Genomic DNA, 26,265 nt, shown 5'->3' on the forward strand with positions numbered 1-26,265 from the left:
TCAATTCACGTGATATAGCTGTTGTTGTAATTGTTTAAAAGCCGCCAGCAAATAGGCAGGTTTTCCACCGAATGCTGTTGAGGCGTCTTTTACTGTACCCAAGCCTGACAGCTCAATGAGAGCAGGCAAGCGCTCGCGTGATAATTCTGTGCTGCCGGTTTGCTCATAACGATTGAGTACAAAGTACAAAAACTGCTGAGCCTTTTCTTGCTGGTATTGTTTAAAGAAGGCGCTGTTAGTACGAACTTGATCTGCGCGAGCTTTACGGGTTGCCATGGGCTGTTCAAAAGCTAAAAAAGCCAGCAGATCAAAGATATCGCAGTCTTCAGCCTCGAACATGCGTCGTAGTGTGGCGAGTTGCTCTTTATCAAAGCCTGCTTGTACGAGTTTAACGAGCAAGGTTTCGCGCTCGTCCGGGTCTGACCATATCTGCCGCAATTCCTCAACCGATTTAAACAAACCTGGCAATTGGGTGATCAAGCGCTCAACAAATTCTTGCACCGTGAGGGGCTTACCATTTTCATCAATATAACGGGTTTCTACATCAATGACTTTCAGTTCACGGTGTTTACCTAGCTTTACTTTTAACTTAGTTTTTGGCTCGCCCGGTTCAGGCTCTGGGTCATCTGTTACTCCGGGGGGCTCTGGTGTGTAAGGTGGTGTTGTTGGCTCTCCAATGCCACCTGGCTCTGGCGCTTCAGGTTCGCCATCCCAATCTTTATCATAAAACTTATTGGTTGCACCGCGAAAATCGACAATTGTAAAATAATCTTTGCCATCAAAAACACGGGTGCCGCGACCAACAATTTGTTTAAACTCCACCATTGAGCCTACGGTTCTATCCAGAACTACGTTACGCACATTACGGGCATCTACCCCTGTGGTTAACATTTGCGATGAGGTAATGATGGTGGGAATGTCTTTGTCGTTATCTTGGAATTTTTCCAGTAGCTCACGGCCAACTTTACCTTCGTCACTGGTCACGCGCACGCAGTAGTGCGGATCTTTCAGCTTTTTGTGTTTGTTGATCATGTCACGCATGGTCAGTGCATGATTTTGGTTTTCACAAAATACGATGGTTTTTTCTAGTGGATTGATATTGTCCAAAATGGCTTTTGCGACCAGTTCGGTACGTTCATCTACGACGATTTTTTTGTCGTAATCTTCAACCTGGTAGACGTCTTGCCCTGATTCACCTTCGATCACTTGGTCATCTTTAGTTAGCACCAGCTCGTCTAAGTTGGTACGTACCCGTTTGACACGATATGGCGTTAAGAAGCCATCATTGATGCCGTCTTTTAATGAGTATTCAAAAGCAGGTGTACCAAAGTAGTCGTAGGTATCCACGTTAGCTTCACGTTTTGGTGTAGCTGTTAGGCCGACATGCACCGCACTGCCAAAATGATCGAGTATCGCTCGCCAAGAGCCTGTCTCATTGGCACTGCCACGGTGACACTCGTCAATCATTACGAGGTCAAAGAAATCACTTGGGTACGCTTTGTAGTAGCCTTCAATATTTTCACGCTCAGCAATAGCTTGGTAGATAGCAAAAAAGATATGCGCATTAGTTGGCACGACTCCACCCCGCTTGCGTACCTCCTCACCATTTATTTTGATGAGATCTTTTTCGTATGGATTGAAAGTGTTAATGGCTTGATCGGCCAAAATATTGCGATCGGCTAAAAACAAAATTCTAGGCCTACGTGTACCCGGAGATTCTTTGTTCCAACGGGACTGAAACAGTTTATGGACGATTTGAAAGGCAATAAAGGTTTTACCTGTACCAGTCGCCAGCGTTAACAGCACGCGTGGCTTACCTTTACCAATAGCATCTGTGGCGGCATGGACCGCTAATTCTTGGTAATAACGCGGCTGCATTGCGCCTTCTAAATGAAAGGGCACATTACGAAGCTGCTGGCCTAGGTCCGAGTTAACACCCACGTAGCGGTTTTCAAGCTCTTGTGGTGTTGGGTAAAACTCGATGTAGTCGCCTTTGCCGGTTTCTAAATCGAACTCATAGGTTTGTTTGCCGTTGCTTGAATAGACAAAACGAACGAGTAGCTTCTTGGCATAGTCGATGGCTTGTTGAAGGCCTTTGGTTGGATGTTCAGATTCTCTTTTTGCTTCAACAACTGCAAGGTAACGATTGTCTTTATGGAGCAGATAATCGACGAAACAACGACGACCACGGACACCGCCAGCAAGCTTACGGCCATCGGTAAAGTAATGTTCCCGAATGATGTTGCCCGGTTGCCAATGCGCGGCTTTTAACGCTGGGTCGATGTAGTTTGCTCTGGTGTCTGCTTCTGACGACATATCGTCACTCCCTGATACTTTTTAGCTTTAGCTATCGCTTGGCATTTTTTCCAGTATGTCGCTGCAGTTAGCTAGCTTTTCTTGGTTTCGTTGAAGCCGAGCCACTTGTAACACTCGCCACCAACCTACATGTGGTAACCACTCCGGTTGCTCATAGATGAGCTGTACCACACTACGCTTCATCACATTGCTCCTTATTAGTTTGCTATTGGGAGTATACGATCAGACCTAGTTGAATAGTAGAGAGGAAGCCTTCGGCTTCTCGATGAACAAAGGTGCGGATACAGTAGAGTTGAGCAAAAAACGAACGTAGGATTTTGGAGAAATTTCATTTCGGGGTGTGACTGCAGAGCTTATACTCCCGAGACACCTTACCCGAGTTCTCGGGTTCGGACTATCGTTCCACTCATGCGAGCGGTGTGCCCAAACAACGGCTGATGACGAGCCGGCGGACGAAACTCTAGATGCGTTTACGGAATAATGAAGACGGATTGTTACGGTCATCAGATGTAATAGTTCAGGAGTGCAATTTTGAGTACCGGTCAAAACCGCGCCTGAGTCACAAAATGGTCACGGTTTGGTCACGAAGAGAGATTTGACAGAATGAGGAAGGGTAATTTTACTGAAGTCATAAAAGCAAAAAGCCCTTAGCTATCAACTAGCTAAGGGCTTCTTATAAGTGGCGGAGCGGACGGGACTCGAACCCGCGACCCCCGGCGTGACAGGCCGGTATTCTAACCAACTGAACTACCGCTCCGGTGCTTGGCTTTCGCTGCAAGCGGGTTAAACTATATGGCTGAACGGAAAGGGCGTCAAGCCCTGAAATGCCAATTATGAATCGTTCGCTTGTTTTTTATACTCAAGACGCCAAAAACATCACTTTGGCTGTTTTCGGCGTTTACGCCACCACAATCCGGCAACGGCTGAGATCACTACCAGGGCAAGGGCGGCCCACAGCCACCACTGCTGCCACAGCGGAGCGGGCGGCGTCTGAGCGGCGCTGCCGGCAAAGGGCTCAGGCAGGGGGGCTACCACTCGCACAACCTGGTCTTTTAATTTAATCTGAATTTCACGGCCGTCCATGGTAGTGACATACGCTTTTCCCTGCCAGCGATAGTTGCCGGGCTGGCGGGCAGCAGGCAGCGCTATGCTGGTGCCCTGGCCAGAAATAGTCACCGACTGCTCCAGCGGGTTGATAAGCTCGCCGGTCACCACCAGACTGTCAGCCAGTACGTCACTGTCAGTTTCCAGCTCAATACGCCAGTTACGTTCAGAATCGGGGGTGGTAAAACGGGCCCGTACCGGCTGTGGATAAAGCAGCAGTGTATGCTGAACGTAGCGGGCCAGCACACCATTGGATACTTCTGCCTGAAACAAATAATCCCCCGGCAGTGCATCAAAAATAACTTCTGCAGTCATGATGCCGTCACCGGGAATGGCGTCGGCACCGGTGCCATTATCCTTGAAAGTGCCAAGCTCAACAGGCGCACGGGAAAAGGCATCCTGGTTCTGCGGGTTTTCGGCATAAAGCAGTGCTTTCAGTGAAAGGCCATCAAGATAATAATTGGCATCGAGGGTGGTATTTTTATAGGCAAGCTGACCGTTCAGCTGAATGACTTCATTCTGAAACACACGGTTGGGCAGGGCATCCAGCTGCAGATGAAACACGCTGAGCAAAGTAATAGCGTGCTCGCCGGCTATTTTACCGGTGGCCTGCCAGGGACCGGGCTGTGGCTGCCAAAGGGTAATGACATCCCGCTTGTCGGTAGAGGCCCAGCTCACGTTATCAGGGTGGCGCTGGTAATAGAGTTTACTGCCATCCGGTTTAATCAGCACTACCGGCACCGAAGGGGCTTCACGTTCTATAAACAGGGTGACTTCCTTGACCGAAGGATCAATTCTGAAGGTGTTGTCAAGCCAGCGTGCGTGTTGCTCTTTGCCTGACGCGGTAAAAGACAGCAGCGCCAGTGCCGTCAGCAGCATCTGTTTGATCATGGTTAGTTGCATCAGGGACGCCACAGGCAGGAGCCGCCTTGTTTTTCAATCAGATCGAGCCGGCGTTCGTGGGCTTCCAGCTCTGCATTCAGGGCGCGAATGATCTTCAGGGGAGGCCGGCTGCTGGCCAGTCGCCGCAGCTCGCTGCCGTTGTTGCTTTGTTCTCCGCCATCCTGGTACAGGTTGAGTTTGGTCTGGCCACCTGTCATCAGCAGGTAGACATCTGCCAGGATCTCGGCATCCAGCAAAGCGCCGTGCAGGGTACGGTGACTGTTGTCTATGCCATAGCGATCACAAAGCACGTCCAGGTTGTTGCGCTTGCCCGGATAAAGCTGGCGCGCCATGGCCAGCGTATCGGTGACCTTACACAGCTGGGCCATGCGTTCAGGCCTGCCCAGCAGCTCCATTTCATAATCAAGAAAGCCAACGTCAAAGGGCGCGTTGTGGGCGACCATTTCGGCCCCACGGATAAAGTCGATAAATTCATCAGCCTGGCTGGCAAATTCTGGTTTGTCAGCGAGAAAATCATCAGTAATGCCATGAACCCGAATGGCTTCTTCATCTACTTTTCGGTCTGGTCTGAGGTACATATGCAGGTGCCGGCCGGTTAAGCGCCGGTTGACCACTTCGACACAGCCAATCTCGATCACTCTGTGCCCCACATAATGAGGGCCCGAGTCCATGTTCATACCTGTGGTTTCGGTATCGAGCACCACCTGCCGCTGATAGCCAGATTCGGTTAACACTGTGTTTATCCTCCGCAAAATGCAGCGGTCAGTATATCGTCTGAAGCACAATATGATAAGGGTGTGCGCTGGCTCACCCCCTGTGTTTATGGCAGACTGCCGGCCTTTGTATATTCATGTAACAGGCAAGATATGAAACAGGTTCAGCTCTATACAGATGGCTCCTGCCTTGGTAATCCGGGGCCGGGCGGCTATGGTGCCGTGCTTATCTACAAGCAGCACCGAAAAGAGCTGAGCGGCGGCTTTCGGCTGACCACGAATAACCGCATGGAGCTGCTGGCCGCGATTGAAGGCCTCAAAGCACTCAGCTCCCCTTGTGAGGTCTCTCTGACCACCGACAGTCAATATGTGCGTCAGGGCATTACTCAATGGATTTCGGGGTGGAAGCGGAATAACTGGCGGACCTCGGCGAAAACACCGGTAAAAAATGCCGATCTCTGGCAACAGCTGGATGATGCCTGCCAGCGTCACAAGGTGGAATGGCATTGGGTGAAAGGTCACAGCGGACATCCGGAAAACGAGCGGTGCGACGATCTGGCCCGGGAGGCAGCCATGAAGGAAAGCAGCCACCGGGAGGATACCGGTTATTCGCGCTGACGGGCCATCTCGGGGCGGGCTACCGGCGCAGGAGCCCGTCTGCGTTCCTGTATGGGCGTAAGCGGAAAACGGCGTTTGCGTGCCAGTAAAATATAGACCGCTGCCGGAGACGGGCAAAACTGCGGACAACGCTGCCGCTGCCAGTGGGCCAGCCAGGGCATAAAACCGGTAAAGCCGATGTAATCGCGCTTAATCACTTCAAACCCCAGCAGTTTCAGCCAGTCTTCTACCCTGGCAGGTGCCACCATGGCGTGCCAGTGGGGCAGTCTTTTACGCCACCCCGGCAGCCAGCGCGCCAGACCGGCACTGCCATAAGGATTAAAGCCCGATAAAATAAGCCAGCCGTCATCTCTCAGGGCGGTTTCTGCCTCCCGCAGAATGGCATGAGGATGAGCACTGTATTCCAGCACATGGGCCAGCAGACAGGCATCCAGGCTGCCCGGGGAAAAAGGCATGGCAGTGGCGTCGCCCAGCAGATCCATGTTTTCCTGCTCGGTCTGGGCCATCACTACGCCCTGGCGCAGCCGGCTGCGCTCCAGCGACAAAGCCGCACTGAGTGCATCCACCTTGAGCAGGCTGAAACCGAACAGGCCGGGAGCCCAGTCATCCAGGCGCTGCTGTAGCTGAGCGGCAATGTAGCGCCCCCGGGGCAGACTGCTCCAGGTGAGCGGAGGAGATAGTGTTGTGTGGCTGGCTGTATCCATAATCCCTCTGGTAAGCTTTGGCAGTTTGAATATGCCAAGGATGCAAGAACAATGAATGCAATTTCCCTTCGTGCCTTTAACGATAACTATATCTGGCTGATAGGCAATGGCCGACAGGCGGTTGTGGTGGACCCCGGTGATGCCACGCCTGTGCTGACGGCACTGGCTGAGCGTGAGCTGGCGCTTGCTGCCATATTAATTACGCATCATCATCATGATCATACCGGCGGTGTAAAACAGCTGCTGGCACAGTATCCCTATGTTGCCGTTTATGCGCCTGCCGGCGAGCGTCTGCCGGTTCCTGATGCCATTGCGCTGAAAGAAGGTGACCGGGTGTCATTACCGGCACTGGAGCTTGAGCTGCAGGTGCTGGAAGTACCCGGCCATACTTTGGGGCATATTGCTTATTACGGCAACAATATGCTGTTTTGTGGGGACACATTGTTTTCGGGGGGCTGTGGCCGTTTGTTTGAAGGAACGCCAGAGCAGATGTACCGGTCGTTAAGCCGGCTGGCCGCCTTGCCCGGCAGCACACAGGTCTATTGTGCCCACGAATACACTCAATCCAATCTGGCATTCTGTCATGCGGTAGAGCCGGGTAATACGGCATTGCTCAGTTATATGAAAGAAGTGGCTAAATGCCGGCAACAGGACGTGCCTACGCTGCCATCCAGCATAGAACGTGAAAATGCCGTGAATGTGTTTTTACGGGTAGCGCAGCCTGAAGTAAGAGCCGCTGCCCAGATGCAGGCGTTAAGGGAGTTAAATGAAGAGCATGAGATATTCGCTGCACTTAGACGCTGGAAAGACCATTTTTAACGAACTTGATTAAGCTGCTCACAAAGCATACACTGGCCGCCGTTTTTTTGGAAAGCAGACACGATGATAAGACTTTGCCTTTTATCCGGTGCCTTGCTGCTGGCGGGTTGCCAGGCGGTATCCACCGATTCGGCGCGCCAGACACATGGCCATAACAGCACCGAGCAAACCAGTCAGCGGCTCTATCCCAAGTCGAAAGACCATGCTTCACTCAAGGCCTCCGGTCGTTACAGCCGGCATTCTTCGGACGATACGCCAAGTGCCCCGGAGAGCAAGCTGGAGCAGCAGGATCTGTGGCAGCATCTTGCCGACGGCATGACCCTTGAGATACCGGCTGATCACCCAAGAGTGGTAGCCCAGCGCAACTGGTATCTGAAGCAGACACAGTACATGAGTTCCGTCACTGAACGCGCCAGACCGTTTCTCTATCTCATCAAGGAAGAGATAGAAAAACGGAATATGCCAATGGAGCTGGCCCTGCTGCCGGTGGTGGAAAGCACTTTTAACCCCAAAGCCTATTCTCACGGTCATGCTGCCGGTCTGTGGCAGATGTTGCAAAGCACCGGCAAGAACTTTGGCCTGCACTACGACAGCTGGTATGACGGCCGTTATGATGTGATGGCATCTACCCGGGCTGCACTGGATTACCTTGAGTATCTGCACAAATTCTTTGATGGTAACTGGACGCACGCTCTGGCTGCCTATAACTCCGGCGAAGGCCGGGTGCAGCGCGCCATTCGTGCCAATCGCCGTCAGGGCAAGCCCACTGACTACTGGTCTTTGTCTTTGCCCAAAGAAACCCAGAACTATGTGCCCAAGCTGATGGCACTGGCTGATATTCTCAAGCGTCCCGGGCACTATGGCATGGTTGTGCCTGCCATTCCCAATCGTCCGCAGGTTGCGGCCGTGGCGGTAGAAGGGCAGGTAGATTTGCACATGGCTGCAGATCTTGCCGGTGTCAGCCGGGCTCAGATAAAAGCACTGAACCCGGCTTACAAGCACACGGCCACTTCACCGCTGATTGCAGCAGAAATCCTGGTGCCGGTGCGTCATGCAGAAACGTTTGAACTGGCCATGGCCGACTTGCCGGCCGAAGAGCGTATGAGCTATGCCCGCTACCGCGTAAAAGGGGGAGACAGCCTGGGAGTAATTGCCCGTCGTCACGGCACTCATATCAGCGCGCTTAAACAGGCCAATAACCTGACGAGCAACACTATTCGCATTGGCCAGACCTTGCTGGTGCCTTCCAGTGCCGCGCCGGCACCGGCTGCAGTGCCTGAGCAAAGCACTTATCTGGTTAAGGCCGGTGACTCGCTGTCTGTGATTGCCAGCCGCTTCAGCGTCAGCATTGCCGACCTGCTGCGCTGGAACCAGCTGAGCAGCAAGCATATGTTACGCACCGGCCAAAAGCTGATTGTTGCCGCCAACGCAGGGTGAAAATCGGGGAGTAGGGAGTAGGGAGTAGGGAGTAGGGAGCAGGGAATTGGGAATCCTTTGGTTTTACTTCCCGATTCCGGCCCACCATTCCCCATTCCCCATTCCCTTGTTTTTCAATCACACTTCCAAAAACAAACACACTTCTTCCATGCGTGCCCGCGTATCTTTATAGCCCAGATCAATCAGCTCCCGGCAATATTCCTGCTCAAACAGCAAAAAGCTTGCCAGACCGGTGGCATCGCCGGCCTCTACGCCAAACAAACGCAATACTGCACGAATGTTACCGGGTAAGCGATGAAAGTGTTTATGGGTTAATTCATCCAGATTCTGGCTGGGCTGCAATACCAGATTATCAATATGACGCAGTGCCAGTTGCTCGCGCTTACGCTCCGGCACCAGCGCTATGGTGCTGTTAATACGTTGCAGCCGCTCAATGTCTGAGGTGAGGGCATCGGTAAAAATGGTATCCAGCAAATGGCCGGCAATGTCCGAGCTGCTGGGGTTGCCGGAAAGCAGTGCCGAGTCTTGCTCTTCATGAGCCAGGCTCACAATTAAAATGCGTCTGGCCCCCAGATGAATGGCCGGGCTCAATGGATTCAGTTGGTGAATGGAGCCGTCACCATAAAAGTGGTTCTGCAGGCGGCAGGGTTTGAATACAAAAGGCAGGGCACTGCTGGCCATTAAATGCGGCGTGGCAATAATGGAGGAGCGACCGGAGCGGCCTGCTCTGGCCCAGGGCTGATGATAGGGCCGGCCCTGAAAAAAGGTGGTGGAATCACCGGTGTTATAGTTGGAGGCAGTAATGGCCAGTACTTCCAGGGCACCGTAAAGCAGGTTGTTATCGATGCGCTGAAAGTCAATCAGGGTTTCCAGCAGGCGTTCCAGCGGGCTGTTATCAAACAACGGCATGGCCATCTGTGCTGGCTGCCCTAACGCGCCCTTAATCAGACTTTTGGCAGAGTGCGTAACAATGCGCCCCAGCTGCAGGCGCAGCACCTTATGGGTGTTAAGATGACGCCACACATACTCCAGCTTGCGCACGCCCAAATGAAAACAGGAAGCATAGCAGGCCAGCGCGGTGGCATTAATGGCACCGGCTGACGTGCCGCACAATATGGGGAAGGGAATAGCATGCCCCCGTGGGTAGCATTCGGCAACGGCCTTCAGCACCCCCACCTGATAAGCTGCCCGTGCTCCTCCCCCGGTCAGTACCAGTGAACAGGCATTGCCGGTTTCCTGCTCCATTCATACCTCCCTGTCGGCCACGGCGCTGTGCTTAGTTTTCGTTTTCTAAGGACAGCCGGATACCATGAGGTTCTATCACGATTTTGCCCTGCTTATAAAGACCGCCGATGGCTTTTTTAAACGTGCCCTTGCTGATACCGAACTGGCGGTAAATAGTGTCGGGATCGGTCTTGTCATTAACCGCCAGGCTGCCGCCGGCGGCCTGCAGCCTGGCCAGAACCTTTTCTGCGGCTTCGTCGGTTTTACCCGGGCCGGGTTTAAACAGGGTGAGATCCAGTTTGCCGTCGTCGCGCTGCTGCTTGATGTAGCCGCGCAGGCTTTTGCCCATGGGCAGACGTTCGGGCAGCTCAGACTTGAACAGCTGGCCCCAGTATTTGCCATCCACAATGGCTTTCAGTCCCAGCGGCGTACCGGCCACGATCAACAGACTGACTTCGTCTCCGGCGTGGTAGCCGGGCATATCCTTGCTGAGAAAAGGCTCCAGCTTGCTGGTGGCGACCATGCGGCCTTCGTGATCCAGATACAGGTAAACCACATAGTGGCGGCCGGTTTGCATGGGCGTGGCCTGATTGCGCTGAGGGACGAAAATGTCTTTCTTCATGCCCCAGTCCATAAAGGCACCCAAACGGTTAACCGTGACCACGCGCAGTGAGGCAAACTCGTTCACCCGCCCCTTGGGCCTGTCGGTGGTTACCACCGGTACCAGATCCGCGTCCAGATAAATGAAAACGGTGATCTTGTCGCCCGGCTTGGCATTGGCCGGCAACTGACTGTGGGGCAGGAACAATTCGCCCTCATCACCGCCGTCCAGCCAGCCGCCCTTGTCGCCCAGTCGTAACAGAGGAAGAGAGTTATAGTCGCCAAGCTTTATCATGGAGGTCACCGAATAGAATTAAAGGCTGGATCTTAGCGCGCTGAAGACGGAAACACCATCTTTGTACATCTGGCATATAAACCTTAAAGTTCAATGGTTTATCATATTTTTTCGGTTGTGCACAAAAGAAAGGCTGCTACACTCGAAAAATGTTGGTGATGGTGTGATTTCGCTCCCGGGGCGTGATGCCATCCTTTGAGAGAGATACGGGTTATGGATCAATCACAAATCACCATTCTGGCTATTCTGGCCGCGACAGTGGTGCTGTTTATGTGGGGACGCTGGCGTCACGATATGGTGGCATCGGCAGCTTTGCTGGCCTGTATCTTTACCGGCCTGGTGTCGGCTGACGCTGCTTTTAATGGCCTGGGGCACCCGGCAGTGATCACGGTGGCCTGTGTGCTGGTGCTGAGTAAGGGGTTACAAAGTTCAGGTGCCGTTGATGTGCTGGCCCGTACCTTTCTGCCCGCTCAGTCCGGCCCTGTGGTGTCCATTGTGGCGCTCACCGGCCTGGGAGCCGTGCTGTCTGCCTTTATGAACAACGTAGGGGCGCTGGCACTGCTGATGCCCATTGCGCTGCAAATGGCCAGGCGACAGCAGCTGCCCCCTGGCAAAATACTGATGCCCCTGGCCTTTGGCACTATTTTGGGGGGCATGACCACCCTGATAGGCACACCCCCTAACCTGATTGTATCCGGCTTTCGCCAGGCCAGCAGTGGTGATGGCTTTTCCATGTTTGATTACACACCGGTAGGGCTGGCGGTGGCCCTGGCAGGCATAGTGTTTATTGCCCTGATTGGCTGGCGGCTGGTACCCGGACGCAAACAGGCAGGCATGGAAGGGTTTGAATCCGGCGCTTACATCACCGAAGCGCGGGTGCCGGAAGGCAGCAAGGCGGAAGGTCTGACGCTGCGCGAGCTGGAAACCGCACTGACTGACGCGGATGCTCAGATCCTGGGGTTGGTGCGTAACTCGGTGCGGGTGATGCCGCCCAGCCCGCGGCGGCGCACCCGGGCGGGTGATATTCTGATGCTGGAAGCGGAAGCAGAGGCACTGTCACAGGCGCTGTCTTCGCTGGGACTTAAGCTGGAAGAAGATCTGGCTACCAAGGAAGCAGACAAGGAAAAAGAGAGCAAAAAGGAAAAAAGCCAGGAAGATAACGGCACCCGCGAAGCGGTTGTCGGCGCAGACAGCAAGAAAGAGAAAAAGGATGGTAAAGACAAGGGAGAGAGTGACAGCTCCGATGAAATTGTACTGATGGAGCTGGTCATTCTGCCCAGCTCTGAACTACTGGGGCGTACTGCCAAGGGCATACAGCTGCGCACCCGATTTGGCGTTAATCTGCTGGCGGTCTCCCGTCAGGGCCAGCGCTCCTTCAAGCGACTGCGGGCGCTGGCCTTTCGTGCCGGTGATTTGCTGCTGATGCAGGGCTCCCCCGAGCTGATTGCGGAATTTGCTTCCAGCACGGGGTGTGTGCCACTGGCGGAGCGGGAGCTGCGCATTCCCGATAAGAAAAAAGCCCTGATGGCAGGTGGCATAATGGCGGCCTCGGTCACGGTGGCAGCACTGGGCTGGCTGCCGGCAGCGGTGGCCTTTGCCAGCGGTGTGCTGGCCTCTATGGTGTTGCGTACCGTACCGCCCCGGTCTGTATATAACGCAGTAGACTGGCCGGTAGTGGTACTGCTGGCAGCATTAATTCCGGTAGCAGATGTGATGGAAACCACTGGCACCGCCAGTTTAGTGGCAGCCTGGCTGCTGGATGGCGTGGCGCAGGGCAGTGCCCTGGTGGCACTGGCGCTGATCCTGGTGGTGACCATGACACTGTCGGATGTAATGAATAATGCGGCCACGGCAGCGGTCATGTGTCCGATTGCACTGGGTGCCGCCAGCCAGCTGGGAGTGAATGCCGATCCCTTTTTAATGGCGGTGGCCATTGGCGGCTCCTGCGCCTTTCTGACGCCGATTGGTCATCAGAACAATACGCTTATTCTGGGGCCGGGAGGCTTCAGATTTGGGGATTACTGGCGCATGGGCCTGCCCCTGGAGCTGCTGGTGGTCGCCATCAGCCTGCCCATGTTATTGTGGGTATGGCCGCTATAACAGAGGAAAGCAAGATGCAAAATGAACTGAATAACCGCATTATTCTGGAAGTGTTCGACAAGATCCGCCGCTTCGGCGAACCTTACGAGGATGGCCACATGCTGGAAGGCATAGTGGCCAAAAGCGATTTTGATGGTTACAGCGTATTACTGGAAGGCAGTGGTGTGACCCTGCAGCTTAACTTTCATCAGAGTTATCACTTTGATTATGCCACCACGGCACTGAAGGATCAGTTTATGGCCAAAGTTGACTACATTCATCGCAACTTTAACGAGTCATAAGCACCTGATGTCAATCAGCCCAGTTTGCTGACCCGTACGCTGCGGCCTTTGACCTTGCCCTGTTGTAGGTGCTTCAGCGCCTGCTTGGCCACGTCTTTATGAATGGCAACATAAGACTGCATTTCCGTGATGTCAATTTTTCCGATCTGATCACCACTGATGCCGGCATCACGGGTCAGGGCACCGAGAATATCACCGGCGCGGATTTTGGTTTTGCGGCCGCCGGCAATGTTCAGCGTGACCATTGCCGGCTGACGCGGCGCAGTGGTGCCGTTCAGCGAGCTTAAATCCCCATGAGCCATGGGGGCACGCTGATATTCCTCAATCATGTTAACCCGGTAGGCTTCTTTGGCGCTGTACAGACTCAGTGCCAGCCCCTGATGACCGGCACGGCCGGTGCGGCCGATGCGGTGTATATGTACTTGAGGATCCTGGGTCACCTCATAGTTAATGACCGCTTCCAGCTCGCGAATATCCAGGCCGCGGGCAGCCACATCGGTGGCCACCAGAATATTGGCACTGCCATTGGCAAAGCGCACCAGTACCTGATCCCGCTCTCTCTGCTCCAGATCGCCGTTCAGTGCCAGCGCGGCAAAGCCCAGACTGCCGAGGTGATCGGCCACTTCCTGACAAGCCCGCTTGGTATTGCAGAACACCACCGCCGATGCCGGAGCATAATGGGCTAGCAGGGTGGCCAGTGCGCTGCGGCGCTGATCCTGTGATACTTCAAACCACAGTTCCACAATATTGCTGCCGTTTTTCTCATCGGCCACCGAAATTTCTGCAGGCTGTTGTTGCAGCCCGCGGCTGAGGGTGCCTATTTCTTCGGGATAGGTGGCAGAAAACAGCAGCGTCTGGCGTGCTTTCGGGACAAACTCCACCACGTTGTGAATATCGTCGGCAAAGCCCATATCCAGCATGCGATCCGCTTCATCCAGCACCAGGGTATTGAGCGCATCCAGGTTAAGGCTGCCTTGCTGCAGGTGCTTGAGTATGCGCCCCGGTGTGCCCACCACGATATGCGCACCAAATTGCAGGGTAGTGGTCTGGGCGGCGGAGGGGCTGCCGCCGCACAGTGAGACCAGTTTTACATTGGCCAGTGTGCGGGCCAGCCGGCGCAGCTCGCGGGCCACCTGATCGGCCAGCTCCCGGGTGGGGCACAGAACCATGGCCTGCACCCGGTTGAGGTTAACATTCAGCCTCGACAATACTCCCAGGCCAAAGGTCAGGGTTTTGCCGCTGCCCGTGCTGGCCTGAGCAATGACATCCTGGCCCGCCAGCACCAGTGGCAGCCCCTGAGCCTGGATAGGGGTCATTTGAGTAAAATTCAGGCTGGCAAGATTATCCAGCAGCGCTGAGTCCAGCGGCAGGGAAGAAAAGTCGGTATGAGTCACGGAAGGTTTCGCTGTGTAATGAAATGAAAGTGCCGAAGCGGCAGGCAAGTATAATAGCAGAAATGCACCGGGTGTGGCGATTTTCCGGACGATGAAAACAATAACGGCGCTGTGAGTGACAGCGCCGTTGGCATGGACAGAGCGCCGTTATACCGGGCTGCGTCATGCATTCAGAAGATGCCGGCTCAAAGGCCGGCATGACCGAGGCTCAGTTATGCTTGTGCAGCTCGGCGTTCAGCTCAACGGCAGACTTGTTGGTCTTCACCTCAATGCGGCCGGTCTGAGAGTTGCGGCGGAACAGCAGATCCGGTTTGCCGGCCAGATCGGCAGCCTTTACGGTCTGCACTTCATTGTTCTGGTCGTCCAGTACGGTCACCTTGGCACCCGCAGTGATGTAAAGGCCGGATTCAATAGTGCAGCGGTCACCCAGGGGAATGCCCAGGCCGGCGTTGGCACCCAGCAGGCTGCCTTCACCCACGGAAATCACAATGTTGCCGCCGCCTGAGAGGGTACCCATGGTGGAGCAGCCGCCACCCAGATCGGAGCCGTTACCCACTACTACACCGGCAGAAATACGACCTTCCACCATGCTGACACCCAGGGTACCGGCATTGAAGTTGATAAAGCCTTCGTGCATCACAGTGGTGCCTTCGCCTACATGAGCACCCAGACGAATGCGGGAGGCATCGCCGATACGCACGCCAGCAGGCACTACGTAGTCGGTCATTTTGGGGAATTTGTCTACTGAATTCACGCTGATAGTGCGCCCTTGAGCGCGTGCCTGCAGCTGACGCCTGGCCAGTTCGTCCACGGCAATGGCCCCTTCGCTGGTCCAGGCCACGTTGGGCAGCAGACCAAACATGCCGGACAGATCCAGACCATGGGGTTTGACCAGGCGATGAGACAGCAGTGCCAGCTTGAGATACACCTCGGCGGTGCTGGACGGGGCGCTGTCGCTTTCCAGAATGGTGAGCACCAGCGGTTGCTCGGTGCCAGCCAGGGTGTCTGCAATATCAGCCTGCTCGCTGGCATCGGCGGAGACAAAAGCCGCTTTCAGTTCATTGAGCTGACTGGCATTCAGCTCAATGGCGGTATTGCCGCCCTGATAACCGACCAGGCCGGCAACGGCCTTGATCAGGGTTTCGCTGGCGTTCAGCAGCGGCTGATTATAATAAACCTCAAGCCAGTCTCCCTTGGCGGACTTGGTGCCCACGCCCAGACCGAAAGCAAAGTTTGCCATGGTGTTCACTCCGTTAATGTTGTTGCTTTCCTGAAATTGACGCACCTTTTATCACATTTTGCCCCTTTGTTTGAGCTCATCAGTCAACTTTTCTCGTAATTGCGTCTGCTCCTGCTCAGTTAATGGCCGATCATGCGCATTAGTGAGGCTGAAAAAGTCTTCTACCCGCTCGCCAATGGTCGTGATCTTGGCGGCATGCAAATTCAGTTTGAGCTGGCTGAACACGGCCCCGATGCGCGCCAGCAAGCCCGGCGTATCCAGTGCCACCAGTTCCATCAGGGTGCGCTTGCTGGCGCGCACCGGTTGCAGAAACTGCACTCGGGTAGGAACATCAAACTCCCGGTGCCGGCGGGAGGGCGGCCGGGCGCGGATCACCGGTGGCTGACTGCGGGCCAGAGCCCGGGCCAGATCCCGGCATAAATCAGTGAGCCGGTCACCGCTGACCGGCTGGCCGTCAGGCTCCAGCACAATAAAGGTATCCAGGGCGTAGCCGTCTTTGGAGGTCATGATCTGGGCATCGTGAATATTGAGGTTTTTCTGATCCAGCGCCGCCGCCACCCGGCCAAACAGGTTGGGGGAGTCGGGGCAGTAGATAAACAGCTCACTGCCGCCACGGCCCGGCTGCTGGCTGATCTGCACCAGTGGCGTTCCCGCCTTGTTGTGGGCCAGAATATGCCGGCTGTGCCAGGCAATCTGCTCTGGTGTATGGCGCAGAAAATAATCCGCGGGCAATCTGGCCCACAGCGGTTTGATATGTTCAAACGACGTATCCAGGTGTTCCAGCAAATGACGTGCCTGCTGCTGGTTTTCCCGAATGCGCAGGCGCAGATCCGGCGGATTTTCGAGCCCCCGGCGCAATGCCCGCTGAGTGGAAAAATACAGTTCCCGCAGCAGGCTGCCTTTCCAGTCGTTCCACAGTGTATCGTTGGTGGCACAAATGTCTGCGACCGTCAGGCAATACAGAAAATCGAGATGCAGCTCATCGCGCACCTGAGTGGCAAATTCCCGAATCACATCCGGATCGTGAATGTCCCGGCGCTGGGCGGTCACCGACATCAGCAGGTGCTGGCGCACCAGCCAGGACACCAGCCGGGCATCGGATTTGTCCAGGCCGTGAGCCAGACAAAATTCCAGTGCATCGTCAGCTCCCAGGGTGGAATGATCTCCCCCCCGGCCTTTGGCAATATCATGAAACAGGCCTGCCAGCAGCAGCAGCTCGGGCTTGCGTAACCGGGTGCAGATGTCGTAACACAGCGGGTGCCGGCGCTGGTTGCCGGGCTGACGAAAGCGGTCGATATTTTTTAATACTCTGTGAGTATGCTCGTCTACCGGATAGGCGTGGAACATGTCGAACTGCATTTGCCCGACAATCTTGCTCCATTGTGGAAAATAAGCCGCCAGTATTCCATAGCGGTGCATCAGGGTCAGCGCCAGCCGGCCACTGCCCTGATGGCGCAGTAACATCATAAACAGCCGCCGGCAGTCGGCCCGCTCGCATAAATAAACCTGTTGAGTGCGCCGGGCTTCGCGCAGCTCCCGCAGTGTGCTGGAATAAATGCCGGTAATTTGCGGACAGGCGGCAATCTGATAAAACAGCCGCAAAATAGCCGCCGGCTCACGTGTAAGCAGGGTAGAGTCTGCCAGATCAATCAGCCGTCCGCGCAGGCGAAACTCAGGAGTAAGGGTTTTCACATCCATGGCAATGTGGCCGAGAATGGCTTCATCAAACAGCTGCAACAGCAGTTCGTTCAGCTCCGCCACCCGGCGAATGGTCTGGTAATAGCGTTTCATCATGCATTCGATGGGCTGATTACCTTCGCCGGCATAGCCCAGCGCCGTGGCCACCGCTCTTTGCCGGTCAAACAGCAAACGGTTATCAGCCCGTCCGGTGACGGTATGCAGGGCAAAGCGCAGCTTCCATAAAAAATTCTGGCAGTCCTGCAGTTCACCAAACTCAGCTTCGCTGAGAAAACCATGGCTGGCCATTTCTCCCAGCGTGCTGGTACCAAAGTGGCGACGGGCCACCCAGTTGATGGTTTGAATGTCGCGCAGGCCGCCGGGGCTGTTTTTTATATCCGGCTCCAGTTTATAGCTGCTGTCGTGAAATTGCTGGTGGCGCTGTGCCTGTTCATCACGCTTGGCTTCAAAAAAGGCCTGGCTGGGCCAGAAGTGATCCGGTGCCGTGGCTCGAGTGAGATCAGCAAAGGTGTCATAACAGCCGGTGATCAGCCTGGCTTCAATCAGATTGGTGGCCACGGTAATATCGTGCTCACCCTGAGCCACACACTCGGCCACGGTGCGCACGCTGTGACCTACCTCAAGATGCAGATCCCACAGTTGAGTCACAAAGCGGCCAATGGCGTCATTCAGAGGTTCATTATGCTGATACCGGCTCAGGATCAGCAGATCAATATCGGAGCAAGGGTGCAGCTCGCCCCGGCCGTAGCCGCCCACCGCCACCAGCGCCAGGTTGTCCTGCTGAGCCAGACCATGGCGTGTCCACAGGCCGGTGAGCAGCTGATCCATATGCTGGGAGCGCAGGGAAACCAGCTCATTGATGTCGTCACCGGCCTCAAAGCGCTGTTCCAGCCAGGTTTGCAGGCGAGCCAGCATGTCTTTGCAGCGGGTAATGGTCAGCTCATCGGGAGAGAGCAGGGCAGGGGCGAGCAGATTAGGTTCCATGATGCCGGGTCCGCGTTATGTGTCAGCCTTTAACTTAACAAAGCCGGTGGACCGGGCAAAGCCGCAGAAACTCTGGCACACTGAAATCATGACTGAGCGGGAGCGACATAATGGCAAATATGCAGGCACAGCTGCCACACTGGTTGCAGCGTTTCACCGGGTCACACTGGCTGCTGCCGGTGGTGTTCGTGGCGTCCATGCTGGAAGCGGTGATAGTTCCGATTCCTCTTGAGCTGTTATTGATTCCTTTATTTCTGATTGAACAAAAGCGCCTGTGGGCACTGGCTGCCGCCGCCCTGCTGGGATGCCTGGCGGGCGCATTGGCCGGTTATGGGCTGGGGGGCTGGCTGTTCGACAGTCTGGGCCAGCAGCTATTACAGCTGATCGGCGGCCAGGATGCGCTTGACCGTTTTACTCAGGAGCTGAAGCAGGACGGCTTTATGGCCATTGTCATGGTGGGGATAACGCCAGTCCCCTTTCAGGTGGCCATGCTGGCAGCCGGCGCGGCCGGCTATTCCCTCTGGCTGTTTATACTGGCTTCAGCCATCGGCCGTGGAATTCGTTATTTCGGACTGGCACTGCTGGTGCGTCTGACCGGAGAGAAGGCGCTGCAACTGTGGCAGCAGCATGCCAGAAAGCTGGGTTTTGCCCTGCTCGGGCTGGCGGTGCTGGGTTATGGTCTGAGCCACTGGCTGAATGCCTGAATGAAGAAGGGGCACAAAATGTGCCCCTTGCTTACTGGAATGATGTGTCATTCCCGTGCTTGTTATGCAGGCTGACCATCGGGCACTATGCTCACGGCATGATTGCCCTTGGGGCCTTTTTGTATTTCGTAGCGAACGACCTGGCCCGCTTTAAGGGTTCGGTATCCGTCCATCTGAATGGTGGAAAAATGAGCAAATACATCTTCACCACCCTCAGTCGGGCAGATAAAACCAAATCCTTTGGCGTTGTTAAACCACTTAACCGTTCCGGTTGTCATACTGTGCATCCTTTTACTCAAACATCCTAAACAACATTGAGAAAATGGCAGTGGCCAATTATAACTACAGCGCTTTTTCGCCGGATGCGGCCATTCAGCAAAGCTTCGAACGAAACTTTACTGACTGCCAGGAGATCACTCTAGAGCAACCGGGACGGGAGTCAAGTGCTGCATGAATGAACAGCCGCTTGGCAATGCAAAATGTAAGGCCTTACAGGCCTTGTGGTTGACAGCCCCGGTACAGCCGGTAGGGTGGGATCAACACCACGAAAAAGTGACCTTAACGCTGCTTCAGTAGCAGGAATCAATCCCGTGATTTAGAGTAATGATATGGGCAGGAGAACACAGCATACCCTTGATGACAAACTGAAAGAGGCGGAAGAAACGGCGCTGCAACCCCCTCCTATGTATAAAGTCATCCTGAACAATGACGACTACACACCCATGGATTTTGTTGTAGAAGTATTGCAGAAATTTTTTTCCATGGACATGGACAAGGCCACCGAGGTGATGTTATCGGTTCACTATCAGGGTAAAGGGGTATGCGGAGAATTTACCGCAGAGATTGCAGAAACCAAGGTTGCGCAAGTGAACAAGTTTGCCCGTACGCACGAACATCCGCTGTTGTGCACCATGGAGCAGGCGTAAAAATAATCCCTTGAGCGGGATTATCGAGGTTTTTTAGGGGAGGTGCCTATGTTGAACAAAGATCTTGAGAGCACACTGAACGATGCCTTCAACGAAGCCCGTCGCTCTCGCCACGAGTTCATGACGGTGGAGCACCTGTTGCTGGCCCTGCTTGAGAATCCGGCCGCCAAAGAGGCTTTAATGGCCTGTGGTGCCGATCTGGAACAGCTGCGTCGTGAGACTCACAGCTTTATCGAGCAGACCACGCCGCTCATTCCGGTGGGTGATGATGAAATCGAAACGCAGCCCACGCTTGGATTCCAGCGAGTACTTCAGCGGGCCGTGTTCCATGTTCAGTCTTCCGGTAATGCCGAGGTCACCGGTGCCAATGTGCTGGTGGCCATTTTCAGTGAACAGGAGTCTCAGGCAGCCTACCTGCTGAAAAAAGTCGGTGTGGGCCGGCTGGATGTGGTTAACTTTTTGTCTCACGGCATTCGCAAAGACGGCGAGCAGGAAGACGCCTCTTCCTCACAGCATGAAGAGCAAAGCGAAGAAGGTAACAGCAACCAGACCGAAGGCTTTGTCATTAATCTGAACCAGTGGGTAAAAGATGGCCGCGTCGATCCGCTGATTGGCCGGGATCAGGAAGTGAACCGGACGATTCAGGTGCTGTGTCGCCGGCGTAAGAATAACCCCCTGCTGGTGGGTGAGGCCGGGGTGGGGAAAACCGCCATTGCCGAAGGCCTGGCCTATCGGATTGTGCATGATGATGTGCCGGAAATTATTGCCGGCAGCACTATCTATTCTCTCGATATGGGCGCTTTGCTGGCAGGCACCAAGTACCGCGGTGATTTCGAAAAGCGTTTCAAGGCGGTGCTCAAGCAGTTTGAAAAGCAAAAAGGGGCCATTCTGTTTATTGACGAGATCCACACCATTATTGGTGCCGGGGCTGCGTCTGGCGGTCAGCTCGATGCCGCCAACCTGCTCAAGCCGCTGCTCTCGGGCGGGCAAATCCGTTGTGTCGGCTCGACCACCTATCAGGAATACAGCCAGATTTTTGAAAAAGATCGAGCCCTGGCGCGGCGTTTTCAGAAAATCGATATTCTGGAGCCCTCGGTAGAGGATACCGCCAAGATACTGCAGGGGCTGAAAAGCCGCTATGAGTCACACCATGATGTGCGCTACACCAGCAAGGCGCTGCGGGCGGCGGCGGAGCTGTCGGCCAAATACATCAACGATCGTCACCTGCCCGACAAGGCCATTGACGTCATTGATGAGGCCGGTGCGCAAATTCGTATGTTGCCACCCTCAAAGCGGAAAAAGACCATAGGGGTAGGCGACATTGAAGCCATTGTGGCTAAAATTGCCCGTATTCCGGAGAAGTCGGTGTCCAGCTCCGACAAGGAAAACCTCAAGAACCTGGAGCCAAACCTGAAAATGGTAGTGTTTGGTCAGGACAAGGCCATTTCGGTGCTGACCGATGCCATTCGCCTTACCCGTGCCGGTCTTGGCAATGAGAAGCGGCCTATTGGCTCTTTCCTGTTTGCCGGCCCCACCGGTGTGGGCAAAACCGAGGTGACCCAGCAGCTGGCGCGTATTCTCGGCATTGAGCTTATTCGCTTTGATATGTCGGAATACATGGAGGCTCATACCGTGTCCCGTCTTATCGGCGCGCCTCCCGGTTATGTGGGCTTTGATCAGGGAGGTCTGCTGACCGATGCGGTGATCAAACATCCTCATGCGGTGCTGCTGCTCGATGAAATCGAAAAGGCGCATCCTGATGTGTTCAATATTCTGCTGCAGGTCATGGACAACGGTACCCTGACGGACAACAACGGCCGTAAGGCGGATTTTCGCAACGTTATTCTGGTGATGACCACCAATGCCGGCGTACAGGAAACCGTACGCAAGTCTATTGGCTTTCAGCAGCAGGATCACAGCCATGATGCCATGAGCGAAATAAACCGCACCTTTGCGCCCGAATTCCGCAACCGGCTCGACCATATCATCTGGTTCAATCACCTTGATATCGATATTATTCATCGGGTGGTGGACAAGTTTATTGTGGAGCTGCAGGCCCAGCTGGATGCGAAAGGAGTGTCGCTTGAGGTGAGTGAACCTGCCCGTCACTGGCTGGCGGAAAAAGGTTACGACAAGTCGATGGGCGCGCGCCCCATGGGCAGAGTGATTCAGGAGCAGCTGAAAAAGCCGCTGGCCAACGAGCTGCTGTTTGGTGAGCTTGTCGGCGGTGGCTCGGTGCGGGTCAGTCTGAAAGATGACGAATTGCACTTTGAGTTCCAGTCGGAGGCGTCCATGGCCTGATGGCATCACGCCTGAATACAGCAATAATGCCCGGAGCCCGCAAGGCACCGGGCATTTTTTTATTGATACAGCAAAATAAAACAGGTGCCTTGCTTTCAGCCGTGCGGCAAGCACGGCCTACAACAAAACCAAGGGTATCAAGCCTGTTGGCTTAACCTTAATGGAGGGGGTTTAGCGGGAGCGGAAGACGATGCGGCCCTTGGACAGGTCGTAGGGGGTCAGCTGAACAGTAACCTTGTCACCGGTCAGGATGCGAATATAGTTTTTACGCATTTTTCCGGAGATATGAGCGGTAACCACATGGCCGTTTTCCAACTCAACGCGGAACATGGTGTTGGGCAGGGTTTCCAGAATGGTACCCTGCATTTCAATACTGTCTTCTTTAGCCATTGAATCCTCTTGTTAACGCAGGCAATAAAAACGGCTGCGATCATGCCGGATTTCGCCTGCAGTGTAAAGATTAGGCTCCGTCTTTCATGATGTGCCAATGGCCGTTTATCAGCCGTTGATGGGGGCGAAACTGCTGCTTGTAATTCATTTTACGACAGTCATCGACCTGATAGCCCAGATACAGCCAGTGTTTGCCGAGTCTCTGTGCCAGTTTTATCTGATTGAGAATGGCATAAATGCCCAGGGATCTGTGCTCTTCGGCCGGATCATAAAAGGTATACATGGCGCTGAGGGAGTCGTTCAGCGAGTCGGTCACTGCCACTGCAATCAGACGGCTTTCAGCATAAAACTCAAGAAACAGAGGGGTCAGCCAGTGGCACAGTAAAAAACCGTCATATTGCTGCCGGCTGGCGGGATACATGGCCCCGTCTTGATGGCGTTGTTCAATATAATACTGATAAAGCTCGAAATATTCCGGTTTATCAGTATCACTCACCACCATGGTCAGATCCCGGTTATTGCGCAAAATGCGCTTCTGGCTGCGGCTGGGCACAAAGTCGTTAACCGGAATACGCAATGATTCACAGGCCTGACAGGCCTGACAGCGCGGCCGGTATATATCGCTACCGCTGCGGCGAAACCCTGCCGTCAGCAGTTGCTCATAGCCTTCGGGGCAGAGCAGCTCGCGGTCCAGCAGCACCAGCAGCTGCTCCAGCCGGCCGGGCAGATAACTGCAGGGATGCCTGGGGGTCAGACCGACCTTTAAATTTACTTCCCTCATAGACTCAGTTCTTGCGATTGCCAGCACAGGGCAGAAACGGATTGGGTTTGCAGCTCTCTGAGTTTATGCAGAAAGCGTGATCTGGGCCAGCTTTTCACTCCCAGGCTTTGCAGGTGCGGATTGGGTAACTGACAGTCAATCAGTGCGCCGCCGTAGTGAGCAAAGTGCCGGCACAGGGCCAGCATGGCCAGCTTGGAGCCGTTGCTGACCAGGTGAAACATGGATTCACCACAAAACAGCCGGCCCAGGCCGATGCCGTAGAGCCCGGCCACCAGCCGCTGCTCGTCCCATACTTCAATGGAATGGGCATGCCCCTGATGGTGCAGCCGGCAATAATTGTGCTCAATGTCGGGGGTGATCCAGGTGCCCGGGCCGTCTTCCCGTAGCTCACGGCAGTGGCGAATGACAGCCTCAAAAGCGTGGTTGACGGTCAGCCGGTAGCGCTGCTTGCGGGCCAGCCTGGCCAGGCTACGGCTGACATAAAGGGCGTCCGGTGAGATCACGGCACGGGGATCCGGTGACCACCACAACGGCGGCTGAGATTGATCATACCAGGGGAAAATGCCCATGCGATAGGCCAGCAGCAAACGCTCGGGGCGCAGGTCGCCCCCCACTGCCAGCAGCCCGTCGGGCTCCTTCAGGGCTGTAGCCGGATCAGGAAACCAGAGTGTTTCATTCAGTTGGGTCAGGTACATAACAGTGACTCACTCGGACAATTTCTGCCAGTCTTCACCGGTTTGCTGCTCAATATAGTCACGAATAAACTGCCTTACCTTCTGGGACGGCGTCACGTCTTCTTCGGCACACAGGCGCTCAAACAGCGCCTTCTTGCGCGGGTCTATCAGCAGGGTCAGGCGGGCGGTACGTTGCTCCATAAAAACCTCCGGTGCATATCACATGTTAATCATATTACCATTGAATGCATTTATGATGAGAATACAATCAATGTCTGTTCATGCCTTCATCCACCGTGGAGCCAGCCATGTCTCATCGTGCTCATCTGTTTTCCCTGCGTCCCGGTCACGCTCTGATCGAAGCCTGCCGGCATGAGCCTTATGGCCGCAAACATCTGCTTAAGGATGTGCTGGCAGGGATAACGGTGGGTATTATTGCCATTCCGCTGGCCATGGCGCTGGCTATTGCCAGCGGTGTGGCCCCCCAGTACGGGCTTTATACCGCCATCATCGGCGGCTTTGTGATTGCGCTGACCGGTGGCTCCAGGTTGAGTATTTCCGGCCCCACGGCAGCCTTTGTGGTCATCCTTTACCCCATTGCGCAACATTACGGTCTGGGTGGTCTGCTGTTGGCTACCCTGATGGCCGGTGGCTTACTGGTACTGATGGCGCTGCTGCGGCTGGGCCGTCTGGTTGAATATATTCCCGAGCCGGTAACCCTGGGTTTTACCGCCGGGATTGCGGTAGTGATAGCAGGGTTGCAGCTGAAGGACTTTTTTGGCCTCGCGGCCACCGGATTGCCCGAGGCCTTTGTACCGCGACTGCTGGCGCTGGCCGGGCATCTGCCGGCGCTGCACTGGCCCAGCCTGCTGGTAGCCGGACTGACTCTGGTCATCATGCTGCTCTGGCCCCGGCTGAAAACCGGGGTGCCGCCCCATCTGCCGGCGGTATTGCTGGCCAGTCTGCTGGCGATGTTACTGAACCAGCAGGGACTTGGTATTGATACCATCAGTAGCCGGTTCAGTTATTTATTACCCGACGGCAGCTCAGGCGCGGGCATACCTCCGGTGCTGCCGGCCTTTACCTGGCCCTGGCTGCAGCCGGGGCCTGATGGCAGTCCGGTGGGCCTCAGTGTTCAGCTGTTGCGGGATCTGCTGCCAGGTGCCTTTGCCATTGCCATGCTGGGAGCGATAGAGTCGTTGCTGTGTGCCGTGGTGCTGGACGGCATGACCGGCAAGCGCCACAGTGCCAACAGTGAGCTGCTGGGGCAGGGCATAGGCAACCTGATAGCACCGTTTTTTGGTGGCATTCCTGCTACTGCTGCCATTGCCCGCTCGGCGGCCAACGTTCGCGCCGGTGGTGTCTCGCCGGTGGCGGCCATGGTACATGCACTGGTGGTACTGGCGGGGCTGGTCTTGCTGTCGGGGCTGCTGGCCTGGCTGCCCATGCCGGCCATGGCGGCACTGTTGCTGGTAGTGGCCTGGAACATGAGTGAAGCGCCCAAGGCCGTGCATTTGTTCAAGACAGCGCCGAAGGGCGACTTGCTGGTGTTTCTTACCTGTTTTTCCCTGACCATTGTCTTTGACATGGTGATTGCCATTACGGCCGGTATTCTGATGGCCATGGTGTTATTTGTGAAAAATATCGCTGATATGACCCGTATCGTAAATATTACCCAGCATGAAAGAATGGTGCCGGCTGCCTTGCCTGCGGGCTGGGAGGTTTACAAAATTAACGGCCCGCTGTTTTTTGCCGCTGCCGATCGCGTGTTCAGCGAGCTGACGCTGCTGGTGAAGGAATGCCGGGGTGTGGTGTTGTATATGGATGCGGTACCGGTACTGGATGCCGGCGGTCTGTCGGCGCTGAATCGTTTTATTGACGTCTGCCGGAAACAGGGGACGGAAGTAGTGATTGCGGATTTACAGTTTCAGCCGCTGAAAACCATGGCCCGCTCCGGCATGACGCCGATAGAGCACAGCCTGAGTTTTCATTCCACACTAAAGGAAGCGCTGAATTACGTACGGCCTGGCAACACAGCCGTGGCGTAAACATCAATAAA

23 protein-coding genes and 1 tRNA gene are annotated in these 26,265 nt (G+C 55.0%); 9 read left to right on the forward strand and 15 right to left on the reverse strand.

Annotation, left to right across the window (positions count from 1 at the left end; translation table 11 throughout):
• The 4 genes from hsdR to dnaQ form a co-directional block, all read right to left on the reverse strand.
• Positions 1 to 2,316, reverse strand: coding sequence for an EcoAI/FtnUII family type I restriction enzme subunit R (hsdR, locus tag R0I78_RS10415; protein ID WP_317075269.1), 2,316 nt, complete (start codon positions 2,314 to 2,316; stop codon positions 1 to 3).
• A 680-nt stretch (positions 2,317 to 2,996) separates the two neighbouring features.
• Positions 2,997 to 3,073 (reverse strand) — tRNA-Asp (locus R0I78_RS10420).
• Positions 3,074 to 3,192: 119 nt separating this feature from the next.
• Positions 3,193 to 4,311, reverse strand: coding sequence for a choice-of-anchor X domain-containing protein (locus R0I78_RS10425; protein WP_317075270.1), 1,119 nt, complete (start codon positions 4,309 to 4,311; stop codon positions 3,193 to 3,195).
• Positions 4,312 to 4,322: 11 nt separating this feature from the next.
• The gene (gene dnaQ / locus R0I78_RS10430; protein WP_019934198.1) at positions 4,323 to 5,057 is read right to left on the reverse strand and encodes a DNA polymerase III subunit epsilon; all 735 of its coding nucleotides are present in this window, start codon (positions 5,055 to 5,057) and stop codon (positions 4,323 to 4,325) included.
• A gap of 132 nt (positions 5,058 to 5,189) precedes the next feature.
• On the opposite strand from dnaQ, the gene rnhA reads away from it, so the two are divergent.
• Positions 5,190 to 5,654 carry a ribonuclease HI gene (gene rnhA, locus R0I78_RS10435; RefSeq protein WP_317075271.1) on the forward strand — a complete coding sequence of 155 codons (465 nt, stop codon included), beginning with the start codon at positions 5,190 to 5,192 and terminating at the stop codon, positions 5,652 to 5,654.
• On the opposite strand, the gene R0I78_RS10440 is transcribed toward rnhA, so the two are convergent.
• Positions 5,642 to 6,358 (reverse strand): class I SAM-dependent methyltransferase, encoded by a 717-nt coding sequence (locus R0I78_RS10440; protein ID WP_019934196.1) that lies wholly within the window; start codon positions 6,356 to 6,358, stop codon positions 5,642 to 5,644. The genes rnhA and R0I78_RS10440 overlap by 13 nt on opposite strands.
• A 51-nt stretch (positions 6,359 to 6,409) precedes the next feature.
• On the opposite strand from R0I78_RS10440, the gene gloB reads away from it, so the two are divergent.
• Together gloB and R0I78_RS10450 are read left to right on the forward strand one after the other, a co-directional pair.
• Positions 6,410 to 7,177, forward strand: coding sequence for a hydroxyacylglutathione hydrolase (gene gloB / locus R0I78_RS10445; protein WP_317075272.1), 768 nt, complete (start codon positions 6,410 to 6,412; stop codon positions 7,175 to 7,177).
• Positions 7,178 to 7,240: 63 nt separating this feature from the next.
• Positions 7,241 to 8,614 carry a LysM peptidoglycan-binding domain-containing protein gene (locus tag R0I78_RS10450; RefSeq protein WP_019934194.1) on the forward strand — a complete coding sequence of 458 codons (1,374 nt, stop codon included), beginning with the start codon at positions 7,241 to 7,243 and terminating at the stop codon, positions 8,612 to 8,614.
• Between the two features lie 117 nt (positions 8,615 to 8,731).
• Here R0I78_RS10450 and R0I78_RS10455 read toward each other — a convergent pair whose 3' ends face one another.
• The gene (locus tag R0I78_RS10455; RefSeq protein WP_019934193.1) at positions 8,732 to 9,859 is read right to left on the reverse strand and encodes a patatin-like phospholipase family protein; all 1,128 of its coding nucleotides are present in this window, start codon (positions 9,857 to 9,859) and stop codon (positions 8,732 to 8,734) included.
• A 31-nt stretch (positions 9,860 to 9,890) separates the two neighbouring features.
• Complete coding sequence (locus R0I78_RS10460) at positions 9,891 to 10,733, reverse strand: S1 RNA-binding domain-containing protein (protein WP_019934192.1); 843 nt, start codon at positions 10,731 to 10,733, stop codon at positions 9,891 to 9,893.
• 195 nt (positions 10,734 to 10,928) lie between these two features.
• Between R0I78_RS10460 and R0I78_RS10465 the strand changes: the two genes are divergently transcribed.
• Both R0I78_RS10465 and R0I78_RS10470 read left to right on the forward strand, forming a co-directional pair.
• The gene (locus R0I78_RS10465; RefSeq protein WP_317075273.1) at positions 10,929 to 12,833 is read left to right on the forward strand and encodes an SLC13 family permease; all 1,905 of its coding nucleotides are present in this window, start codon (positions 10,929 to 10,931) and stop codon (positions 12,831 to 12,833) included.
• Positions 12,834 to 12,847: 14 nt separating this feature from the next.
• The gene (locus R0I78_RS10470; protein WP_019934190.1) at positions 12,848 to 13,114 is read left to right on the forward strand and encodes a DUF3081 domain-containing protein; all 267 of its coding nucleotides are present in this window, start codon (positions 12,848 to 12,850) and stop codon (positions 13,112 to 13,114) included.
• Positions 13,115 to 13,128: 14 nt separating this feature from the next.
• On the opposite strand, the gene dbpA is transcribed toward R0I78_RS10470, so the two are convergent.
• From dbpA to glnD, 3 genes are all read right to left on the reverse strand, one after another.
• A complete protein-coding gene (gene dbpA / locus R0I78_RS10475; RefSeq protein WP_317075274.1) occupies positions 13,129 to 14,508 on the reverse strand; it encodes an ATP-dependent RNA helicase DbpA in 1,380 nt (459 codons plus the stop codon).
• Between the two features lie 208 nt (positions 14,509 to 14,716).
• Positions 14,717 to 15,748 carry a 2,3,4,5-tetrahydropyridine-2,6-dicarboxylate N-succinyltransferase gene (gene dapD, locus R0I78_RS10480; protein WP_026344721.1) on the reverse strand — a complete coding sequence of 344 codons (1,032 nt, stop codon included), beginning with the start codon at positions 15,746 to 15,748 and terminating at the stop codon, positions 14,717 to 14,719.
• Positions 15,749 to 15,799: 51 nt separating this feature from the next.
• Positions 15,800 to 18,430: a bifunctional uridylyltransferase/uridylyl-removing protein GlnD gene (gene glnD / locus R0I78_RS10485; protein ID WP_019934187.1), complete on the reverse strand. Its 2,631-nt coding sequence runs from the start codon at positions 18,428 to 18,430 to the stop codon at positions 15,800 to 15,802.
• Positions 18,431 to 18,540: 110 nt separating this feature from the next.
• On the opposite strand from glnD, the gene R0I78_RS10490 reads away from it, so the two are divergent.
• Positions 18,541 to 19,134 (forward strand): YqaA family protein, encoded by a 594-nt coding sequence (locus R0I78_RS10490; RefSeq protein ID WP_317075275.1) that lies wholly within the window; start codon positions 18,541 to 18,543, stop codon positions 19,132 to 19,134.
• A gap of 62 nt (positions 19,135 to 19,196) precedes the next feature.
• Here R0I78_RS10490 and cspD read toward each other — a convergent pair whose 3' ends face one another.
• The gene (cspD, locus tag R0I78_RS10495; RefSeq protein WP_019934185.1) at positions 19,197 to 19,412 is read right to left on the reverse strand and encodes a cold shock domain-containing protein CspD; all 216 of its coding nucleotides are present in this window, start codon (positions 19,410 to 19,412) and stop codon (positions 19,197 to 19,199) included.
• A gap of 330 nt (positions 19,413 to 19,742) precedes the next feature.
• On the opposite strand from cspD, the gene clpS reads away from it, so the two are divergent.
• On the forward strand, positions 19,743 to 20,060 hold the full coding sequence (gene clpS, locus R0I78_RS10500; RefSeq protein ID WP_019934184.1) for an ATP-dependent Clp protease adapter ClpS: 318 nt from the start codon (positions 19,743 to 19,745) through the stop codon (positions 20,058 to 20,060).
• 48 nt (positions 20,061 to 20,108) lie between these two features.
• Positions 20,109 to 22,361, forward strand: coding sequence for an ATP-dependent Clp protease ATP-binding subunit ClpA (gene clpA / locus R0I78_RS10505; RefSeq protein WP_317075276.1), 2,253 nt, complete (start codon positions 20,109 to 20,111; stop codon positions 22,359 to 22,361).
• Positions 22,362 to 22,532: 171 nt separating this feature from the next.
• On the opposite strand, the gene infA is transcribed toward clpA, so the two are convergent.
• The 4 genes from infA to R0I78_RS10525 form a co-directional block, all read right to left on the reverse strand.
• Positions 22,533 to 22,751, reverse strand: coding sequence for a translation initiation factor IF-1 (gene infA, locus R0I78_RS10510; protein WP_014291892.1), 219 nt, complete (start codon positions 22,749 to 22,751; stop codon positions 22,533 to 22,535).
• Positions 22,752 to 22,821: 70 nt separating this feature from the next.
• Positions 22,822 to 23,532, reverse strand: coding sequence for an arginyltransferase (locus R0I78_RS10515; RefSeq protein ID WP_317075277.1), 711 nt, complete (start codon positions 23,530 to 23,532; stop codon positions 22,822 to 22,824).
• Complete coding sequence (aat, locus tag R0I78_RS10520; protein WP_317075278.1) at positions 23,529 to 24,227, reverse strand: leucyl/phenylalanyl-tRNA--protein transferase; 699 nt, start codon at positions 24,225 to 24,227, stop codon at positions 23,529 to 23,531. Before aat ends, R0I78_RS10515 begins: the two co-directional genes overlap by 4 nt.
• A 9-nt stretch (positions 24,228 to 24,236) precedes the next feature.
• Positions 24,237 to 24,407 (reverse strand): hypothetical protein, encoded by a 171-nt coding sequence (locus R0I78_RS10525; protein WP_019934180.1) that lies wholly within the window; start codon positions 24,405 to 24,407, stop codon positions 24,237 to 24,239.
• A 107-nt stretch (positions 24,408 to 24,514) separates the two neighbouring features.
• On the opposite strand from R0I78_RS10525, the gene dauA reads away from it, so the two are divergent.
• Positions 24,515 to 26,254 carry a C4-dicarboxylic acid transporter DauA gene (gene dauA, locus R0I78_RS10530; protein ID WP_317075279.1) on the forward strand — a complete coding sequence of 580 codons (1,740 nt, stop codon included), beginning with the start codon at positions 24,515 to 24,517 and terminating at the stop codon, positions 26,252 to 26,254.
• The last annotated feature ends 11 nt before the right edge of the window (positions 26,255 to 26,265 follow it).

This window comes from Oceanimonas sp. CAM02, from assembly GCF_032842915.1.
Classification (GTDB): Bacteria; Pseudomonadota; Gammaproteobacteria; order Enterobacterales; family Aeromonadaceae; genus Oceanimonas; species Oceanimonas smirnovii.

Excerpts from the sequence above, each read along its gene's own strand:
- hsdR (WP_317075269.1), bottom strand. The coding sequence starts at position 2,316 with ATGTCGTCAGAAGCAGACACCAGAGCAAACTACATCGACCCAGCGTTA.
- R0I78_RS10425 (WP_317075270.1), bottom strand. The coding sequence starts at position 4,311 with ATGATCAAACAGATGCTGCTGACGGCACTGGCGCTGCTGTCTTTTACC.
- rnhA (WP_317075271.1), top strand. The coding sequence starts at position 5,190 with ATGAAACAGGTTCAGCTCTATACAGATGGCTCCTGCCTTGGTAATCCG.
- R0I78_RS10440 (WP_019934196.1), bottom strand. The coding sequence starts at position 6,358 with ATGGATACAGCCAGCCACACAACACTATCTCCTCCGCTCACCTGGAGC.
- gloB (WP_317075272.1), top strand. The coding sequence starts at position 6,410 with ATGAATGCAATTTCCCTTCGTGCCTTTAACGATAACTATATCTGGCTG.
- R0I78_RS10450 (WP_019934194.1), top strand. The coding sequence starts at position 7,241 with ATGATAAGACTTTGCCTTTTATCCGGTGCCTTGCTGCTGGCGGGTTGC.
- R0I78_RS10455 (WP_019934193.1), bottom strand. The coding sequence starts at position 9,859 with ATGGAGCAGGAAACCGGCAATGCCTGTTCACTGGTACTGACCGGGGGA.
- R0I78_RS10460 (WP_019934192.1), bottom strand. The coding sequence starts at position 10,733 with ATGATAAAGCTTGGCGACTATAACTCTCTTCCTCTGTTACGACTGGGC.
- R0I78_RS10470 (WP_019934190.1), top strand. The coding sequence starts at position 12,848 with ATGCAAAATGAACTGAATAACCGCATTATTCTGGAAGTGTTCGACAAG.
- dapD (WP_026344721.1), bottom strand. The coding sequence starts at position 15,748 with ATGGCAAACTTTGCTTTCGGTCTGGGCGTGGGCACCAAGTCCGCCAAG.
- glnD (WP_019934187.1), bottom strand. The coding sequence starts at position 18,430 with ATGGAACCTAATCTGCTCGCCCCTGCCCTGCTCTCTCCCGATGAGCTG.
- R0I78_RS10490 (WP_317075275.1), top strand. The coding sequence starts at position 18,541 with ATGGCAAATATGCAGGCACAGCTGCCACACTGGTTGCAGCGTTTCACC.
- cspD (WP_019934185.1), bottom strand. The coding sequence starts at position 19,412 with ATGACAACCGGAACGGTTAAGTGGTTTAACAACGCCAAAGGATTTGGT.
- clpS (WP_019934184.1), top strand. The coding sequence starts at position 19,743 with ATGGGCAGGAGAACACAGCATACCCTTGATGACAAACTGAAAGAGGCG.
- clpA (WP_317075276.1), top strand. The coding sequence starts at position 20,109 with ATGTTGAACAAAGATCTTGAGAGCACACTGAACGATGCCTTCAACGAA.
- infA (WP_014291892.1), bottom strand. The coding sequence starts at position 22,751 with ATGGCTAAAGAAGACAGTATTGAAATGCAGGGTACCATTCTGGAAACC.
- R0I78_RS10515 (WP_317075277.1), bottom strand. The coding sequence starts at position 23,532 with ATGAGGGAAGTAAATTTAAAGGTCGGTCTGACCCCCAGGCATCCCTGC.
- aat (WP_317075278.1), bottom strand. The coding sequence starts at position 24,227 with ATGTACCTGACCCAACTGAATGAAACACTCTGGTTTCCTGATCCGGCT.
- R0I78_RS10525 (WP_019934180.1), bottom strand. The coding sequence starts at position 24,407 with ATGGAGCAACGTACCGCCCGCCTGACCCTGCTGATAGACCCGCGCAAG.
- dauA (WP_317075279.1), top strand. The coding sequence starts at position 24,515 with ATGTCTCATCGTGCTCATCTGTTTTCCCTGCGTCCCGGTCACGCTCTG.